Origin of the sequence: Pedobacter punctiformis (genome assembly GCF_027213715.1) — a bacterium.
Classification (GTDB): Bacteria; Bacteroidota; Bacteroidia; order Sphingobacteriales; family Sphingobacteriaceae; genus Pedobacter; species Pedobacter punctiformis.
This window is the reverse complement of record NZ_JAPWGM010000003.1, coordinates 598168-617374: the sequence shown is the minus strand read 5'-3', so window position 1 is coordinate 617374 and position 19207 is coordinate 598168. Positions and strand designations below refer to the sequence as shown.

The 19207-nt window shown below is 31.4% G+C and carries 18 protein-coding genes; all 18 read right to left on the bottom strand.

Annotated elements, in window-relative coordinates; all coding sequences use genetic code 11:
• Positions 1–13 precede the first annotated feature (13 nt).
• Positions 14–868, bottom strand: coding sequence for a glycosyltransferase family 2 protein (locus O0955_RS11920; protein WP_269427764.1), 855 nt, complete (start codon positions 866–868; stop codon positions 14–16).
• A 4-nt stretch (positions 869–872) separates the two neighbouring features.
• On the bottom strand, positions 873–2033 hold the full coding sequence (locus O0955_RS11915) for an XrtY-associated glycosyltransferase XYAG1 (RefSeq protein WP_269427763.1): 1161 nt from the start codon (positions 2031–2033) through the stop codon (positions 873–875).
• Between the two features lie 66 nt (positions 2034–2099).
• Complete coding sequence (locus O0955_RS11910) at positions 2100–3467, bottom strand: hypothetical protein (RefSeq protein WP_269427762.1); 1368 nt, start codon at positions 3465–3467, stop codon at positions 2100–2102.
• The gene (locus tag O0955_RS11905) at positions 3467–4609 is read right to left on the bottom strand and encodes a glycosyltransferase family protein (RefSeq protein WP_269427761.1); all 1143 of its coding nucleotides are present in this window, start codon (positions 4607–4609) and stop codon (positions 3467–3469) included. Before O0955_RS11905 ends, O0955_RS11910 begins: the two co-directional genes overlap by 1 nt.
• Positions 4606–5757, bottom strand: a complete 1152-nt coding sequence (locus O0955_RS11900) for a glycosyltransferase family 4 protein (protein WP_269427760.1) — start codon at positions 5755–5757, stop codon at positions 4606–4608. The genes O0955_RS11905 and O0955_RS11900 overlap by 4 nt, the downstream gene beginning before the upstream one ends.
• Positions 5754–6788 (bottom strand): glycosyltransferase family 2 protein, encoded by a 1035-nt coding sequence (locus O0955_RS11895; protein WP_269427759.1) that lies wholly within the window; start codon positions 6786–6788, stop codon positions 5754–5756. Before O0955_RS11895 ends, O0955_RS11900 begins: the two co-directional genes overlap by 4 nt.
• A complete protein-coding gene (locus O0955_RS11890; protein ID WP_269427758.1) occupies positions 6785–7642 on the bottom strand; it encodes an O-fucosyltransferase family protein in 858 nt (285 codons plus the stop codon). Before O0955_RS11890 ends, O0955_RS11895 begins: the two co-directional genes overlap by 4 nt.
• Positions 7635–8672 carry a CgeB family protein gene (locus O0955_RS11885; protein WP_269427757.1) on the bottom strand — a complete coding sequence of 346 codons (1038 nt, stop codon included), beginning with the start codon at positions 8670–8672 and terminating at the stop codon, positions 7635–7637. The genes O0955_RS11890 and O0955_RS11885 overlap by 8 nt, the downstream gene beginning before the upstream one ends.
• A complete protein-coding gene (locus tag O0955_RS11880) occupies positions 8665–9603 on the bottom strand; it encodes a glycosyltransferase family 2 protein (RefSeq protein WP_269427756.1) in 939 nt (312 codons plus the stop codon). Before O0955_RS11880 ends, O0955_RS11885 begins: the two co-directional genes overlap by 8 nt.
• Positions 9596–10906 carry a glycosyltransferase family 4 protein gene (locus O0955_RS11875; protein WP_269427755.1) on the bottom strand — a complete coding sequence of 437 codons (1311 nt, stop codon included), beginning with the start codon at positions 10904–10906 and terminating at the stop codon, positions 9596–9598. The genes O0955_RS11880 and O0955_RS11875 overlap by 8 nt, the downstream gene beginning before the upstream one ends.
• Positions 10881–11873: a glycosyltransferase family 2 protein gene (locus O0955_RS11870; RefSeq protein WP_269427754.1), complete on the bottom strand. Its 993-nt coding sequence runs from the start codon at positions 11871–11873 to the stop codon at positions 10881–10883. Before O0955_RS11870 ends, O0955_RS11875 begins: the two co-directional genes overlap by 26 nt.
• A 6-nt stretch (positions 11874–11879) precedes the next feature.
• On the bottom strand, positions 11880–12791 hold the full coding sequence (locus O0955_RS11865) for a glycosyltransferase (protein WP_269427752.1): 912 nt from the start codon (positions 12789–12791) through the stop codon (positions 11880–11882).
• Between the two features lie 14 nt (positions 12792–12805).
• A complete protein-coding gene (locus O0955_RS11860; RefSeq protein WP_269427751.1) occupies positions 12806–13729 on the bottom strand; it encodes a glycosyltransferase in 924 nt (307 codons plus the stop codon).
• Between the two features lies 1 nt (position 13730).
• Positions 13731–14699: a glycosyltransferase family 10 domain-containing protein gene (locus tag O0955_RS11855; RefSeq protein ID WP_269427750.1), complete on the bottom strand. Its 969-nt coding sequence runs from the start codon at positions 14697–14699 to the stop codon at positions 13731–13733.
• Positions 14696–16069, bottom strand: a complete 1374-nt coding sequence (locus tag O0955_RS11850) for an SGNH/GDSL hydrolase family protein (RefSeq protein WP_269427749.1) — start codon at positions 16067–16069, stop codon at positions 14696–14698. Before O0955_RS11850 ends, O0955_RS11855 begins: the two co-directional genes overlap by 4 nt.
• Positions 16062–17315, bottom strand: a complete 1254-nt coding sequence (locus O0955_RS11845; RefSeq protein ID WP_269427748.1) for an ABC transporter ATP-binding protein — start codon at positions 17313–17315, stop codon at positions 16062–16064. Before O0955_RS11845 ends, O0955_RS11850 begins: the two co-directional genes overlap by 8 nt.
• Entirely contained in the window at positions 17312–18094 is a 783-nt protein-coding gene (locus O0955_RS11840; RefSeq protein WP_269427747.1) for an FkbM family methyltransferase, read from the bottom strand. Before O0955_RS11840 ends, O0955_RS11845 begins: the two co-directional genes overlap by 4 nt.
• Entirely contained in the window at positions 18079–19200 is a 1122-nt protein-coding gene (locus tag O0955_RS11835) for an acyltransferase family protein (RefSeq protein ID WP_269427746.1), read from the bottom strand. The genes O0955_RS11840 and O0955_RS11835 overlap by 16 nt, the downstream gene beginning before the upstream one ends.
• Between the last annotated feature and the right edge of the window lie 7 nt (positions 19201–19207).

The following is a 19207-nucleotide window of genomic DNA, read 5'->3' as shown; positions in this document are numbered from 1 at the left end:
CTATAGGGGAAGATTAATATTGTTGTTGCTTTAATTTTTTTATTTTTCGGTCTACTAAAAGCCTGAACCATAGGCCCTGCAGGTAATGAAATTGAATGCCTTTTGTTCCATCTAAGATACCGAGTTTAAATAACATGCGATAACTAAAATACAAATACGGTCTTACACCAAGCGGTAAATTCCACCATATCCGTTTAAACCAGGCCCGTCGTTCATCAGGATTTCCGGAGAATTTAGGATTTAAAGTCTGCGTTCTGATTTTATTTGCACGATCCAGTTCTTCCTGTGCAATAAGATCACTGTACCGTTCATGTTTAGATTTCCAAAATTGCAGATCATTTTCCTTTAAATTTTCTTCTTTTAAATAACCTTCTTTCCAAATCGTAGTTTTACCATGAACGATAAAGCGATGATCCATATTTTCATTTAAATCTGAATAACCAATTTTGTTCCTGAACATTTTTAAGAGGTAGAAAGGGTAATATCCACCGTGTTTAATCCATTTTCCCTGAAAGTAATTTTTTCTGTTAAAATAGATTCCATCTACGTCTTTAAAATCTTCATCTTTAAAATTATCCAGCAGATCAAAAAGCTCCGGCGTTACAATATGATCTGCATCCAGGCCAATAATCCAGGGTGTTTTGATTTCAAAAGTGCGAAGTGCAAAATCCCATTGCTTTGGATGATTTTCGAAAGGATTGGTTTTAACTTCAGCTTTAAATTCTTTTGCAATTTTTAATGTTTGGTCCGTACTTCCACTATCCAAAATAAATAATGGAGCATTTAAATCTTTAATAGAATTTAATAGCCCTGGTAAATGAATTTCTTCATTGTAAGTAAGAATAATGAAGCTGAAATCCTTTTGCATTGGGTTATTTAACAATTCTATTATATAAATCGAGATACTTTTCGACAAGCACAGCAGAATCGAAATCAGTGTTGACTAATGCCGGAGCCTTTAGCTTAATTTCCAGTCGTTTTGATTGTGCATTACAAGCCTCGGTAATTTGTTGTTTAATATTATCGGTATGTAGGGTGGTTATCCATCCAAGGTCGTTATCCCGTACGTAATTCGCTAAACCAACTTGTTCCGAAACCAGTACAGGAGTACCTACACTTAAACTTTCTACTACAACATTGGCGAAATTTTCATTGTAAGAAGTTAACACCATTAAATCATGTGCTGCAAGCAGTTTAAATTTTTCGTCATTACTGATTTGACCAGCCCAAACTATTTTTTTATCAATGTTTAATCGTACTGATTCTGCTTTTAAATATTCTATATAAGCTGTTTCTCCTGAACCGGCTATGGTTAGGGTCCAATTAATAGATAAATCAGATAAAGCTTTAAATAATAATTCTAAACCCTTTTTTTCTTCAATTCTTGATAAAAAGATAAGTTTAAAAATCGGCAACGGTTCAACCAGAAGATCTGTTAAAGAAACAGGTGTGTTAGGTAAATTAACCTGATTGTAAATCACTTCAATGCCCTTTGGCTGAATGATTTCGAGCACATCATTTTTCTCCTTTTCGCTGGTAGCGTGTATATGGCAATACTCTAAAAGCCGTTTCCCAATCAGTTTATGGATTAACCTTTTAGAAAAACTATTGCGATTATTTAAGGAATAATTGGTGAGCATTCCCCTCGGCGATAACACAACCGGAATGTTGTATGATTTGGCAATCCAGCAACTTAAAATAGAAACGGTATTCCACCAGGCATGAATGTGTATTATCAATTCTTTGTTAGTTGCCACCTTAATTTTTCTTCTTAAATTCCTTAATAATGAAGGTGAGAAATGTGTATGATCTTTAGTTAATCGATTAAAATAGGTGACTTTAACGCCATCTACAATTGCAGATTCGTTAGCAGCTACTTTTAACTCTTCTTTGCCATTTGCAGTAGTTGTAAATACTTCAAGTTCATTAGTACTGTTTTGTGCCAAAGATTCGCATAACCTGGCAACAGACATGATTGGGCCACCATAAATATATGCAGGTTTATAAGAAGCTGTAACTTGAAATATTTTCAATTAACTTAATTTTTTTCGGAGTTTATCTGTTTGATAAATTAAAGATGTAAAAGCATCTATCGAGACTTACTGATTAAAATTGGGCTCAATCAGGTTTACTCTTTTTAAAATATGAATGGCAATGTACACCAAAACAAAGCCATAAAATGTGGTATTAAATAAATTTTCAAAGCATCCACCCTTACTTAATACAGAAAACAGACTATAGAAGAGAATGGATAAACCAAACTCATATCCAAGCTTCCTCTCTAATAAAGCTGCAAAATAATTAACTAAAAAACCATAAATTAGAAATGTAATGAAGATGCTTATGTATCCATAACTCATATATGCATCCGCGATGGTTTGAGGTTTAGCTGAAGTAGAATCATAAGGAGAATTTAATACCAATGCACCATTATCTACTGCTCTTTTTTGTGCTGTTGCATCCGGACTCAGCTTCCCTGGCCATAAAAAACGGGGAACCAAACTTGATATCCCGTATTTATAAATTTCTAAACCATAATAGGGCCGGTATTTTGGAACCGATTCTATATAACGGTTTAGCATAGATACTTCTGAAAATCTGGTGGATAAGAATACCCAATTATTACTTTTTATTTTCTCTACATTAAAAATATTCGGATTATTTAGTGAAGACAGGGTTTCTACAGCTCCTTTATTTCCATACCAAACGGAATCTCTTACTGCGCCATTTAGTGTAGGAATAAAGTAAAAATAGATTGCAATGAGTGGAACAAACACTAAGCTTGTTCTGGGTATCCCATATTTATCATACAAAATTACACCGAGATAAATCAAAGGGAAAAGAGTGCTTTCTTTCATCCCTGATAGAAAACCGATAATTAAAATCCCGGCAAAATATAAAAAACCTTTAAAGATCAGTCTTCTGTTATTTAAAGAATAACCAAAATACTTTACAGCACATATCGTAGAAAAGATATTTAAATAACTGGTAAGTTGTGAAAACGGGGTTTTTAAAAATAAAAGCCCAATTATTATTGCTCCAATTGAGAGTTTAATGTAATCAGCAGGTTCAATATTGAGTAGATATTCTTGTTTTTCTGTTTTTCTGCCTTTGTAAAGAAAATATCCGGTTAAATAACAAGCATGTGCAAATACAATGTATTTCTGTGTTTTTGCTAAATTTTCTATTTCAGGTATATTCGGAAAACTAATGCGTTCGAAAAATTCATACCCTAACTGATCTAAAAAATAAAAGATAGTGGTAATTGCTGTATAACCCCAAAATAGTCCCTGAGATAATATCAGAGGGCTAAAAAACCTTAACTTTTCTCCATTTTTTTTATAATCCAAATATATACTGTACACCATAATCAGTATACTTCCAAACCAGGAAACAACATAAGAAGTTATAGGATCTGATATGAAATGCGTAGCAACGAAAGGGAGAAAAAATAAAATATAGTACATTACTTTTTAGTGAGTAGGTAAGATAAGATCTTAGAAAAGTTATTTTCGAAATTTAGATCCCGGCTAAAATCTTCAATTGCTGATTTAGAAAGATTAAAATATTGGCCATTTATTGCTAATATATTTTTCTCTAATGAATTTTCAGTAAGATCGGTAAAAAAAGCCCAGGCTCGCCTATCTAATTTTTTACGGTATGCAATATTATCATATAATAAAACAGGTAATCCTAGAGCTGAATATTCATAAATTTTATTAGAAGAAGTTGCAGCTGTATTAAAAGCTAAATTTACCGGCTCATGTATTGCCAATCCTATGTCGTGTAATGCTGTAATTTCCTTAAGATTAAAATAGGGAACGGGAGACATTATCTTTACAACATCAGATAAATCCAGTTCTCTGATTAAATTTAATAATATATTCTCAAAGTGATTATCGCGATTTCCAATTAAGGTTAATGAAATATTCAGACCAGTTTTTTGATTTTTTAAATATTTTATAATTTCAATTAATCCATGCCCTTCTCCAATATGACCTTGATAAATTAGTTTTAAACTGCTAGGGGCTTTTATGTAATTTCTTTTAAATCCACTAGCTAAGGATGGATAATTAGGTAAAAAGAAATATTCTCCGTTAAATTTATCCAATGGAAAATATTGCTTTCTTTCTTCTGAAGGTAGGCTGAATACGTTAAGTTGATTAAAAGAGTTTTGTTCTGCTTTTTTAGCAAACCAGGAGATGGAATACTTTTTTATTTTGATCATATCCAAAACATCATGGTTATGATACCATAATTTTGGCTTGCACCTTAAAAATCGGCGAAATAATTGATAAGATAGTAAGGGGATTGGATCGTATACAATAACCCATTCGGGTGAGGTTTTGGATATGGACTGATAAAATTTTATAGAAAAAAGAATAAACGATTTTAACTTCCAAAAATAACCGGCTGTTTCTGTTTCCCTGATTTTTTTAAAATCCCCACTTTTCTTTAACTTCACATTGCCTGGAAATACAATTTCATTTTCTTTTACATTTCTGCTAATTACTTCAATTTTTTCTACATGATTAGATAGAACATTAATTGCATTTAATGTCGGAGGGTAATATTCCGGATGACTATAAACAGCAGCTACAATTTTCAATTCTGAAGGATTTTTTTAATAAAATCTAGATTTCGTTTGCCAAAATCATCCCAGGTAAAGCCTGTTTGTGCAATTTCTCTACTTTTAATACTCATTTGATGGATATCATCCTTATGGTCGTTAAACCATATAATAGATTTTTCAAGTGCATTGTCATCTAATATTGAGATGATAATTCCGTTTTCATAGTTTTTAACAATGTCTGTTCCTCCTGTATTTGTTGTTGCAATGATAGGGCAACCGCAAGACATTGCCTGTAATTGTACCATGGCTAGTCCTTCTTCAATACTGTTTATTATAAAAACATCTATTTCTGCATAAATAAGATGCAATTCTCTCTGATCAACTTTTCCTCTGTAATCAATAAAAGTGTATTTTTTCAAAATGGAGGCATCAAAAGATTCATGATCAATTTGTCCGGCAAGTATCAATTTAAAATTGTGTCCGTTAAGATTAAGTTTGTGCAACACTTCTATTATTGCTAAAACATTTTTTCTCTTGCTAAGTGTTCCTACATTACCAAATATTAAGGGTTTATGTCTATCGATATTTTTTTCTTTAAAAGGAAATTCCTCAAGATTCACCCCCAAAAAGTTAAGAAAAAGTTTTTCTTTATTTATTCCACGATTGATAAAACTATCAAAAGCAAATGAGCTTGGAACAGTAATATAATCTGAGCAACGATACTCTTCTAATTCTTTTTTAATTATGCGGGGATTGATTTGTTGCTTTGTACTATTATTGATCTTCTTTAATAGATATTCCTGTTCATCAATATGTGCAGATCCCCTAACGATTATAACTTTAGCTGCTGGATTTTTTTGTCTGATTTTTCTAATTGTTTTTAAACCGTAACCTGACCAGATGAAATAAACATGGCTATCAAATTTTATAATGGTTGATGCTAAATAATCAAAAGCTTCGCATGCTAAAAAATCAAGAGGATAACCTAAACCCAGCCAATTAGTTGTTCTATTAATAATTTCATTTAAGTATATTGATTTTACAAACTGTTTTTCAATTCCAAATGGAACAACATACTTTTTAGGATAACCGGTAACCAATTCATTTAGTATACCCATCTTTTGAAAATAAAGTGCCATTTCAAAACCATGCAGTCTTCCAGGCACAAAAACACTAATCCTCATGATTTGGCAATGTTGTACAAAGATTTTTTTAATTTTTCAAATAAAGACAATGGCATGTTAAGGCCTAAAAAGCTACTTACCATGTAATAACCTTTGAGTTTTAATTTGTCTGTGACACTAAATAATTCATGATTTTTAAAGTGCTTTAATTTCAAACCCTCTCTTAAACCACGTGATGCTATTAATGCTGAGTGCTTGCGGTAGTCGAGAAGCCAAAATGGATAAGTAAACTGGTATATCCGTTTTATAATTTTGAAGTAATATTCGGTTTCATTTAACCCGGCATCTTTAAATGCCATTGCGCAAACATTTGCATAAGATGGTAAACCCGCATCTAAAACTTTGTATTCGCTTTTTGTCCGGGGCAAAGTGTCTAAATAAGAATTGGCTTTTTCGTTATTTACGCGGATATCTTTTAAAATCAGAGGCTCTTTGATTGTAAATAAATAACCACCTCTAATAATAATCAATGTTGCCAAATAAATTTGAACATAAATACTTCCATCTAATTTCGATGTGTTAACAGAATCAAAAGCACTTTTTTTAAATATTAAGCCGGCTACAAAACTGAAACTGGAATAGTATTTTAACGCAATATTAGCTCCTGTTCCAATATTCGCTGTTTGTTGTGCCCTGATTTGAGCATCATCAATATTTAAGTAATCTGCACTGTTGCAAAACCCTATATCAGGATAATTATTTTCCTGAATAAATTTAGTCAATCTATTAATTACTTTATCATCTATTAGGGTATCGTCATTTCCTAAAATAAAGCAGTAATCGCCAGAAGCAAGTTCCAAACTCTTCCTTAGATTTCTATCGTAACCTTGATTACTTTCAAATCTGAAATAATTTATTGGAAAGGGGTACGTTTTTTTTAGTTCTTCAATTTGTAAGGATGTATCGTCGGTACTTGCATCGTCAGAAATTACAATTTCAATTTCTGCTTCTTTTTGTTCAGCTATCTTTAATAATGATATTTTGAGGTATTGAATCCTATTATATTGAGGTATACATATTGAAATTTTCATGCTAAATATTGTTCAATAGTTCCTTCAAATAATTCATTTTCATTTCTAATTTTTCCATGAATATGGTCTGGATGTCTAATAATAGGAGCGTCAGAGAGGAAACCTGCCCATTCACTAAAAGAACTGTGAGCAGAAGTAATAATTAGTTTACTTTTACTTAATTTAATTAAATCAACCACATCTAAATCAGGCTCCTGAAGGCTAACATTGTTTAGTATTAAAATTTCCTTAAGTTCACTTTTAAAGCCGTCACTAAAAATTCTGACATCTAATTCTTTTTCGCATTTTCTACGAATAGCCATAATACAATCAATAAAATATTTTAATGGTGTTCTTGTAGCGCCGAAATTTTTAAAATTTTCGCCAGCTGGAAGGGGCTTAAAATCGCCCATCCTAATGTGGACACCAATTTCCAAATCTTGCTGAGAACTCAGATTTTTTTTTACTTTTTCAGATAAAATATTTTTGAATTCCATTTTAATCAATTCCCGATGTTCATGAATACTTTTAAAATAGTCTTTCCATGAAGGAATCTTATCAAATAGAAATAGTGTTGGCTTATTGGTGGGATGGTATTTAATTTCCGGCTCTACAATACTATTACTTTTAAACAAAATATGTTTTTGGTAATTGATATAACTTGAGAACGAATTTCTTTTGAATTGACCAAAATAAAACCTTTTAACACGTTCTTTTCTTAAAAAAGGTCCGATATGAACTCGATTTAAACCGATTACATATAATGGCAGGTGGTTAATATACGCAAAGGACATTGCTCTGGCCCAAACAAAAAGCTTATTTCCTAAACCAGCATTTGGTAGTTTTGCTACAACGATATTTTTGCGACTAATCAATTTGGTTTGAGATAAATGTAGTTAAAAGTTCAGCTCTGTGTTTATAGCTGTAGTTTGATTTTAGTGATCTTTTTAAAGCACTGTCCTTAATTTTTGCTGCAGATGATCTATTCGAAGCATAATATTTTAATTTTTGCTTTAACTCTTCTATCTCGGAAAAATAAACCGCTTCTTTGTCCTCTTCAAAAAAAGATAACTGCTCTTCCGTACGTTCAGAGATCAATAAGCCACTATAACCAGGTACTTCGAATGTACGCATGTTGTGCGATTGTTCAAGAATGTTTTGAGGTCTTAGAAAATTTAAAATACCACCAGCATTTAAACAGGCGTCAGCATATTTTTGCTCATATAAAGGTTTTGAATGGTACTTGATTTGCTTTTTAAACCTGAGTTTTTTAGCCCAAATTTCAGGACCATAAACCTGTAAATCAATATCTGCCAGTTTTTTAATATTATGTTCTCTTTCTTTATCCCAGGCGCCAATAAATAGGAATTGATCCGTTATAAAGCTTTCATGTTTTTTTATCGGAAGAAGCTGAGCATCATATCCAAAAGGGATGCAAAAGGAATCAATACCATAGCTATTTTTTAGTTTTTCACAAATGGAATTGGAGTAGGAAAAGTAAGTATCGAAAAATTTAATGCTCTTTTCAACATTTGAATTCCCTGCTCCTTTGGAATAGAACTCAAAAGGATGATCGGGATTGTAATTGCAAAGAAATTTACAATGATTTTTTAATTCTTCTACAGTTTCAGGGAATAACTCCATTCCTTTAAAGATCAAAATCACCACTGGTTTAAATAAAGCGGCTTCTTTCAAAATAACTTTGTTTAAATCTTCATAATAAGCAGATGGATAAACAAAATGAATAGATTTTGTTAACAAATTTTTGTTTTTGATCAAATTTACGGGCTCTTGTATATCCATACATTTTACTAACCAACCTTGTGCTTTCAGATTTTTAGCATACTGAAGTTCTAAAGCACCCGATGAAAAAGAACCAAGTATTAAAATTGATTTTTTAACCATTAATAAAGTTGTTGTCTCTGAAATTAATCTTTGGTTCTTTAGTGAAAAAGAAGAGCTTAAATAAATAGGCAGACATTTTAGCAGATGATTTTAATCTTTGACCATCTCTGTTTATTAAAGCCCTTATGTTCCGGCTGAATAGTTGTTTGTTAAACTTAAAATAAATTTTTCTCAACTCAGCCTTGCTAAATAAATTCTGATAGTTAATGATCAAATTGGCAAATTCATAAATATCAATATGAGTTTTAAATGATTTTGAAGATACGCTACTATCGATTTGCCTATAGATTGTCAGCGATTTTGAGATATACATAATTCCAAAACCCAGATCAAAAGTTCTGAGGACCCACTCCATATCTCCATACTGAGGCATGTGATTATGAAAACCTCCGGAAAGCAAAAATAATCTTAAATTAATTGCGCAACCGGATATGTGCCACCAGGTTCCCGAAATTAAGGTGTCCTTTATGCTCTTTTGATTTCCTTCAATTATAGTGGTTGTATTTTGATTCTCTCCACATTCAATTTTATTGTTGAGGTGCAATACATCGTAACTGCTACTAATACTTGCAATATTTGAGGCTGCCCTTTCAATTGCAGTGCACATTTCATCGAGCCAATTATGTTTGGCAAGATCATCAGCATGCAACAGTAAAACCCAATCATAGTTGTTTTTTAATTTTGCTATAGCACGATTTACATTTCCTCGTTCCCCTAAGTTGGTATCGCTATTTAAAATGATCAATTCAGTATTTTCATGCCTCCATGTCTCTTTACATTTTGATAAAGTGAGATCAGTTGAGCAATCGTCAGCAATATACACGGTTGCAATATTGTGTTTAATTTTAAGATATTTCTCTACTGATTTTAGCGTTTCTGAAATTGTTTTTTCAGCATTATACGTTGGGACTAAAATTGTAGTTCTAATCATAAAAGGATGATTGCTTGAATAAGGAGATAAAGTGCTCCTCAAAACTTAAAATAGGATTTCGATTTTTATTGACGTTTGTATTTTTTATTGACGACTGAATTTTAAGCTGTAAGTCGGTACTGTTACCAGTTTTAAACATAACAGCTGAATCATGGTAAAGTTGAGCAAGTTCTTTGCAACCGCCTATATCAGATGCGATTACATTACATTCACATGCCATAGCTTCATGAAAAACCAAAGGGCCGGTTTCATAACACTCAGAAGGAATAATTACGGTATGGACTTGTAAATAGACTTCAGCCAATTGCTCCTGACTGAGTACACCAAGCCACTTTACGTCTTTTCTTATCTTACTTTTTTTTATCAATAGTTCAATTGAGCGGTCATTAGAAACTGGCTCGCCCGTTACCCATAATTGTTTGTCATCATTATCAGGTAAGCTTAACCACGACTTTAATAAAGTATGAAACCCCTTAATCTTTACAGCCCGTCCATTAAATAAGAACTTAATGGGTTTGGTAGCAATGTTTTTATTTCCTATAAATATGGAAGATATGCCGTGTCGTTCAAATTTTATTATATTTTCTTTAACTCCACTTGCTATCAAATGCTTTCTAATGCCATTAGAATAAACCCACCATTCATCAGTTCCTGTTTTTAATTGCTCAAAGCTCTTAACATTTTGATTTATTAAATATTTGATATTAAATAATGCCGGCAAAAAGGAGAAATTATGATTTGGAAGTAATCTATATATTGTTTTTGTTAACCAATAAGGGATATTAAACCGATAGCTTAAAACATCTGCAGTTGGATTAATTTTTCCATCTTGCTCGGTAAGCATATTTGCAAATGTTAATGTTTCTTTAGGATCAGAAATAGCAGTATGAAAAGAGCTGATTACTTTGATATCTGAAGATTTTTCTTTTAAAGCATATAAAAGATCAAGACCAATAGTAGCTGTAAATCCATTAATATGTAATATGTCGAAATGCATATTAGCGAAAAACGATATCAAACTGTCTCTGTGTTTGTTAGATTTTTTAGAATAGATTTGTTCAGTAGATATTTGTTTATATTCTACTCCAAGCACCGTTAATTCATCATATAAATAACTACAAATTTCAAGATTGTTATCATAATATATAATTCGATGCTGTTTTATAGATTTTGAATCAATCGCAGCCATAATCGTGATTTTATGACCTTTCTTTATTAGAAATTTAGCCAAATTCAATACATATATCTCTGTGCCGCCAGTATGGTGAGGTAAGAAATTATGTGTTGCTAATAGGATATCCACCTTTATTTAATGCGTTTTTGATTTGTCGGTAAGTATATGCTAATTTAAATAGATTAGAAAACCCAAGGAAAAAACCCAAAAGGGCTTCTCGGGGTAAATATTTGAGTCTTTTAGTAGGACTTAATTGGTTGAGTATGGCTAATGCTGAGTCATTTATTTTTTTATGTAAACTAACTCCTTGTTTTAATATATTATAAATGCCACTATATATTACAATATGATCTTCGGGAGATTTTAACATACTTTTTTCTACACAGAAAATGTAGTTTAATAAACAGCCTTCTAAAAACAAAACCTGATTATTTTTTGATAATGAATCCACTTCATTGCTTCTCCAGAATAAGCCAAAAGGTGAATTTTTATCTACTTTAAACCTTGCTTTATTTTTAAAAAGTTTAAGGTATAAGTTAACATCTTCAATAAGCCACCTATCTTCATCAAAACCATTAACGGCAATTAGAGAATCTTTTCTGAAAAGTGCAGAACCAATTTGAAAAAAACCATTAGTTTTAAGTAATTGGCTACAATAATTGATTTCATCAAAATCAGGAAATGTTATTTTTGATACATCTTCTTTTGGCAATTCATTTTCTGTCCAAGTTCCCTTTTGAGTTTTACCTATTACAACGTCTACCTTTGGATTGTTGATTAGAAATTGTTCTTGAGCCTTTATTTTTTCATAAGTAATTAAATCATCATCATCAATAAATTGTATAAATGTTCCGAGAGATTTTTTTAATCCAATATTTCTTGCTTCAGATGGGCCATTGTTTGAATTAAGAAAAATGAGTTTTAACCATGGGAAATCTTTTATTATTTTATCTTTTTGTGTAGTAATTAAAGAATTGTTATCTACAACAATAAACTCATACCCACTATTTAAATTTTGCCAATTGTTATACTCATTTAGCTGCTGATAAAGTTTTTGAATCCGTTTATAATGAATTATAATAATGCTGACTTCCAAAACGAACTAAATAAAATTAAAGCGTCGTTTTAATTTGCTGATAATTCTGGTTAGTAAACTATAATTAAACCACATATGTTGAAAGCGGGTTAGTTTAAAGTTCGGCCGAACAGGATTTTCAATATTAAATATATTTCGATACCAATGTACGTCATACTCATTAGGGGAATTTTTAGGCACGCCCTTGATTTTCCACGGTTTATGCTCACCAGTACAATGAATAAAAGCGTGAGGTCTAAAATTTCCAATTTGGAAGAATGGATTTAATTGAGTAGAAATGCCTACCCAATCTGGCATTGAAAAAGAAACAAATTGATTTAATGGAATATTTTGGAGCAAAGCATTATACATGTCCTGATCAGCCATAGGAAAATCTTCATTGTCAAAAATGAACTTTTCAGGATCAATATTTTTTTCAATAAGCTTATACCATTCAAACAATAATTTTTGGTGCTGGTTAAAGTTTCCAGCAAAAAAACCTGCATTATAATACCAGGGATGCTCAATGTCACTCTGGTTATATTCTAAATCCGAAGAATTTATTCGCCAAAGATGTCTACGGTAATCATTTTGCGGAACAATCCCATCAACAGCAGTGCAGAATTTTCCATCAGTAATAATTTCTTCAATTTTTCCGATAAATTTTCTATCCGTTACTATTATGTCTGCATCAAAATATATAAATAAATCAGAAGGATGGTCTAAAATTAGCTTGCCTTTTAAATTCGTCGGGTTCCACGTAGAATTAATTATAAACTGATCAACATTGTTAAGTCCAACTAGTTCATCTATAATTATATCTGTACCAATTATGACTTTATTTTTTACCCCCAAACGTATTAATGAGTTAACTAATGCAATTACTCCAAACTTGTAATTACCTTTTGTTATTGTATATATTGTAGCCTGACCTAACATATAAAATTATTTCTTTATTGATTAAGATAAATGAATGCTTTTTTTTGGGCAAGGTATTGCTGCCAGGAAATTTGCATACTGAAAAATTGTCCTTGAAAAAATAATCGGATAAAATTCTTCAATAATCCCAGATTATTCCATTTTTGAATAAAAATTTGATTTTTATTAGCCACAATTATCGAACTAAAGGTTAACGAATAAGCTAATTTCTTTAAATATGTTTTATTGATTCTATCCGATGGGATATAATGGATGTAATTCATATTAGCAAATAATCCAATGCCAAATCCATTTTTTAGAGAAAAGTAATTAATATCTGTATCCCCGCCAGATGATAACTGCTCTTTTACTCGGTCCAAAACGAATTTCCCTTTGTCCTGATTTTTGAAATACGAGAGTAGCAGTGATTTTCTAATGCACATTCCTGCTCCAGCAGCCAATACACTACCGTCACACTTTAAATCTACTTTATTTTCTTTTCCCATTTCATAAACACAACAAAAATGCTGAAAGTCTACAAACCACTTTGGAGTTGGTATGGTTGCATATTTTGCCCGGGCATTACCAGCACCTGCAATGCCTAGTTTTGGAGAAGATTCTAAAATATAAAATGCATTAGCTAAATAATCCTCTTCCAACCAATTGTCATCATCGCAAAATACCAGGGTATCATACTTTGCAGCATTTGCCCCAGTATATCTAGCGTGATTTAACCCTGGTTTGTTCTCCTTAATAACTTTGAAATCAATACTGTTAAGTTGATATTTATTCCACTCTTCTAACGCAATATTACTTGTATTGTCTGTAGAAGCATTATCAATCAATAGTATTTCCCACGGCACATCATCCGGAACTTTTTGCTTAGCTATATGGTGCATGGTTTCAGGCAACCTTGTTACACTGTTATAACAGCATATAATAACCGATATACCCCTCATATTACTTTTTGAAATTATTAAAGATTCTATTCTTAACTTTTCTTATTATTTGATATTTCAAGAAATTGTTTTGAGGACGTAATCTCACGTATCGGTTAGCTTCATGTTTGCCGGCTTCTTCAAATTCTTTCGTTAAAATTTTGGGCAGGGCATTGAAAATATTATAGTTTTCTAGATATTTATTCTTTTGTTTAACTAATAACGGTAGTTTTTGTTGATAAGGGTCTTCCTCGAGTAATTGCTCAATTTGTTTAATTGTGTGCTGATAATCATAAATATCAATAATAAGCATACTATTGGTATCAAAGAAATTCTCTATGTCTGGACATCCATAATAAACAGGCATAGCTAAGCTTAAATAGCATTCTGATAATTTTTCAGTAAAATATCCAGGAAAAGAATTGTTTTCAATTGCAATTGAGTACCTGTAAGGAGCTAAAGCATCCCATTTATTTTCAATTGGATTAAAGCCCCGACCGTAAACATCCAGCCGGTCTTTGAAATGTCCAATCAGCTTGTTTACTAAAGCATACCTTAACTTATGGCCGGGTAAATCAGTAAGATCACTAGATACTACTGAAATATTTTTGGATTTCGGCAACTCATTAAGCTCGATAAGTTCATTATATGTTTTAAGGATATGCCATGTATTTAATTCATGACTAGATATAACTTTAGAATGTTTTATATCTTTCCTTGGTGTGATTACAGCATCAAACTGGTCGATAAACTTTTTATTATAAGTTTTAAACTCATGTACTTCGTCTGTTAGAAAGATGGTTTTTGATGTCTTAACTCTAATTTTTTTATTGTTTTCTCCAAGTCCACCCCAAACAACCCAATAATCACAATAATCACAATCATTATCAATTTCGAAAATATAGCCACTATTCTGTTCTAACGTTGAAATCCGATCATTGAAAAACGATTGACCCCAGGGAGTAGTAAGCTTAATTACTTTTTTATTCAATTTATTTTAGGTGTTATTCTAATTATATCTCTGCTAACAGATAATTTATGATTAAACCTGCTATTTTTTCTCACAATATCTTTAATTTGCTTTATAGTAGGATAGTCCATCTCACCTGTAAACAATCTTGCATCATCAATTAAAATTATATGGGCTTGTTCTGATGCTAAAATTAATTGTAATTCTTTTTCTATAGGAGTATTTAATGTGCCCTTGGCTGTTTTAATGAATTCATCATTATACATAAATTCTCCAGAATAGTGGCCGTCGAGCCAAAATAACACTGGTTGATTAATGTCTTTAATTAGTTTTCCAATTTGAATACCACTATCTCCCTGGATAATCTTAATTTTTTGAATACTTTCAAATCTCTTTATAGCTTTTGATGCTAATTCTTCACTAAGTTCAATAGAATAGAGATTATCAAAGTCATTTATTAAAACTTCTACGGTATCGCCCATGAAAGTGCCTGTTTCGATAAATATTTTAGTTTTAAAGATTCGCTGGTAACTTAAAATAATGGCTCGCTTTTCTGAATATTCAGGAATTTGAACTGACGGGAATAAAACATTGGTGATTTTATAATATATTATATTCAGACCTATTTTTTTTCCAGCACTTTTGATTTTTTGTTTAATGGATTGATACGCCATTCGGATTTGTTTTTTTTTGACAGCAAAAATGTATTTCATAAACCAATTGTTAGATAATTGGATAGTTGGAAATTGTTTCCTAATTTCATTTAAAGCTATAGGCATTACAACCTGGCTTAAATGAATCCCATCAAAAAAGACATAAGGTAAAGTATAAAGATTTTTTTTCACCATTGATTTAAAAATTGAAAAGAAAATTATTCCATGCTGCTCACATAATGACTCTAATTTTGTGTTAAAAATTTTTGTACAGCGATTCCTGTCTAAATGCGTCCCATAAGAAGGAAAGAGAGGATTGTTATTAAAATAGGATGTTGGTATAGCACCCCATATCCCAACATTATAACTTAATTTTCTTATTTCTAAGACAGTTTTAAAGTAGTTGTTTAAACAATCATTTATAACGTCTTCTAATGGAATCTTTTTTTTGGCTGACTGAAATAATAGGTGATACCTACAATCAATTTCTCCAAAACACAATACAATATTTGATTTTTTTGGTAAAGTGTCAATTACCTGAAAAAGTTTTTCTCGACCTCTACACGTAGTGTTGTTACTTGAAAGACTATAGGCTAAAACAGGGCCTAATCTGTAAGTTCTGAAATATGAGATAGTATCATTTGAAGAAAATGGATACTCTGGCTGAATGATGTTAACTCCAGAAAAAAAAGAAGAATGGCTATCTCCTATAAAATGTATTGATAAGCTCTCAGCCATTGTATTTCCATGAACTTGTTGGGATTGTGATTCCTAAACGCTCTTTAAATAAGCTATTGTTCATATATAAACCACTTGATTCAAATATTTCGGCATACTCTACCCAATCTAGGAAATGACCTCCGTCATCAAAAATACCCACTGAAATAAAATATTTGCCAGGGTAGAGGTAATTAGGCATACTAAATGTTAGTGAGCCTTTATCTTTTTCTAAAGTAATTTTTTGATCTGTATCTGTTTGAAAAGATCCAGCGATACATTCTCCTTCTGAATTATATATTAGAATAAAGAAGCAACAAGTAACTTTATCTATGTGTTTGTTATTAAAAGAAATACTTAATTTAATTTCTTCGTGTATTTTAAAACTTTTATCTATTTTCTCCAATTTAACATTATCGATTTCCACCAATCTGCTTCCTTCTTTGTGAGAGTAGGAGTTAGATACGTCAACTATGTTTTGTGTTAAATATGAGTCCGTTACTTCCTTTATATTTCCAACCGAGGAAATTTTTCCATTTTTTAACAAAATACCATTATCGCAAAGATGTCTAACACTCCCCATATTATGGCTCACAAAAAGTACTGTTCTTCCCTCGCTTTTACTGACCTCATTCATCTTCCCCAAACATTTTTTCTGGAATTCTGCATCACCCACGGCTAAAACTTCATCAACAATTAAAATTTCACTTTCTAAATGTGCAGCGACGGCAAAAGCCAGGCGAACGTACATACCTGAAGAGTAGCGTTTAACGGGCGTATCTAAATAACGTTCAATTCCTGCAAAATCAACAATTTCATCCAGTTTACGCTGAATCTCTTTTTTGCGCATGCCTAGAATAGCTCCGTTTAAAAATATATTTTCCCTACCTGAAAGTTCGGGATGAAAACCTGTCCCCACTTCTAATAAACTTGCTATGCGCCCTTTTCCAGTAATTTTTCCGGTTGTAGGAGCTGTAACCTTACTTAATATTTTAAGTAAAGTGCTTTTACCAGCGCCATTTCTGCCAATGATACCAACCGCGTCACCTTGTTCAATTTCGAAATTAATATCTTTTAAACTCCAAACCACATCACTTTCACTTTTGATATTTTGGGCATTAGTTTCTCCAATTTTTAGGAATGGGTCTTCTTTCTTACGAATTTTTGCGTACCAACGTTCCAAATCTCTACTGATTGTACCTGTCCCGATTTGTCCTATTTGATAAGCTTTTCCGAGATTTTCGGCTTTAATTATGATCTTGCTCACTTCTTTATTCCAATTGTCAATTCACCTACCTCAAAAAGAACAAAATTATAACTTATCAAAATGTTATTAATTTTTTCTCTAATGTTAAATTCGTCATGTATTTCTATTGCAATTACTTTTGTGATATCTAGAAAAGATAAATTGCTAGCTGATTCATCGAAAATAAATCGTTCAGCACCCTCAATATCAATCTTTAATAAGTCAATTTGAGATTTTGAATGAATTTTTAGAATCTCTTCAATTGTAATTCCTTTTATCTTACCGACTTCTGAATTTTCGTTATCTTCCTTAAAGCTTTTAGACCAATCGTCTCCACCTCTAAAAGGTTCGTCCTCAGTTAATAAAGTTGATTTATTCCATACCGCCGCCTGAATTAAATGTACATTTTGGAAATGGGCGGTATTTAGTGTTAATTGTTTAAAATTATTAGCATCTGGTTCTACACAAACAATTTGGGCATCAGGATAATGTTTTTTAATATATATAGTTGTTAGGCCAATATTTGCTCCCAGATCCAAAATGAATGAAAGTTCAATGTTATTTAATTTAATAGCTGTTAGAAGAGGACTGTATTCTTTATATTGAAAAATTTGCTTAAAAACCTGCCAATCACTTCCTTGTTTTCTTAACGTAATTTTAGAATAATCACTTTCAATTACAAAATGCTTCGCATCTTCAAAGCGTTTAAAATTATGAGTTTTAAGAAAAAAACGCTCTCTTTTTTCACTAATTATTCCCCTGATTTTTATTACGATCTTATTTTTTAAATAATTATACATTTTTTTAGTTTAAGGAAATATTTTTCATAGTAATTGAAAGAGATATAAGACACGACAATTGCAATTATCACATTTAGAGGAAAATTTAAAACGCTTAATTTATTACTATATCCATTACGGGGCATCAAAAAAAGCTGTTGCCAAATATAGAGGCTGTATGAAATTAGGCCTAATTGAATCATTACTTTTTTATTAAGAAACTTATACAGTAATATCTTATTATTAATAATTGTTCTTAAAAGTAAGAGGCAAATCATAACATTGCATAAGGTACTGCCGCTTGGGTAAAATAATAAACCAAAGTAACCTCTGTGCACACAATAGGTAGATATGAAAATTACGGATATAAATAATAAATCCAGTCCTTTTATCTTCCATATTTTTTGATTGATATTGAAGAATTTCTTGTAGGAAAGTATTGCCAATAATGATCCTGAAAAAATAGCATCTGCATTGGATGTAAATGGAGCTAGGGTTAATTCTTGATAAGTAGGATAATAATACCAAAATACCTTAAAAAATGGAATTGATAATATCATGATTAAACAAAATAGCCAAAGTTTTTTAGTTAAAATGGAAAACAGAAATGGCCATATTATGTAAAATTGTTCTTCTACTGCTAAAGACCATGTGTGTCCGGTAAGCCAGGTCCCGCTAAAAAAGCTGAAGTTATTAATATAAAGAATAGGCCCCAGGAAGTGATCTGAAATTAAACCTAAATCAAAGATTTGGTTAAGTATAAATACAACAACGAGATAGAGATATAATACAGGAAAAATTCTTAAAACTCGTTTTATGAAAAAGCGTTTAATGTTTATCTGACCATTTGTAATAAACTCCTTAATTAATAAGCTAGTAATTAGAAAGCCACTTAGAACAAAGAAAATTCTTACACCTAAATCCGCATAAATAAATATTTCAGCAAATTTATAATAAAGGGATGTTGGTAATACTGTGAGTTTAGCGTGACCTAGAATTACCATAATAATGGCTACAGCCCGCCAGCCATCTAATGATGGAAAGTAAGGCACATCTAAGAAATCGGGTATGCTAAATGGAGCATTTAGCTGTAAATAAATTTTATTGATTTCCTTTTTGACTGTCAATTAAGTA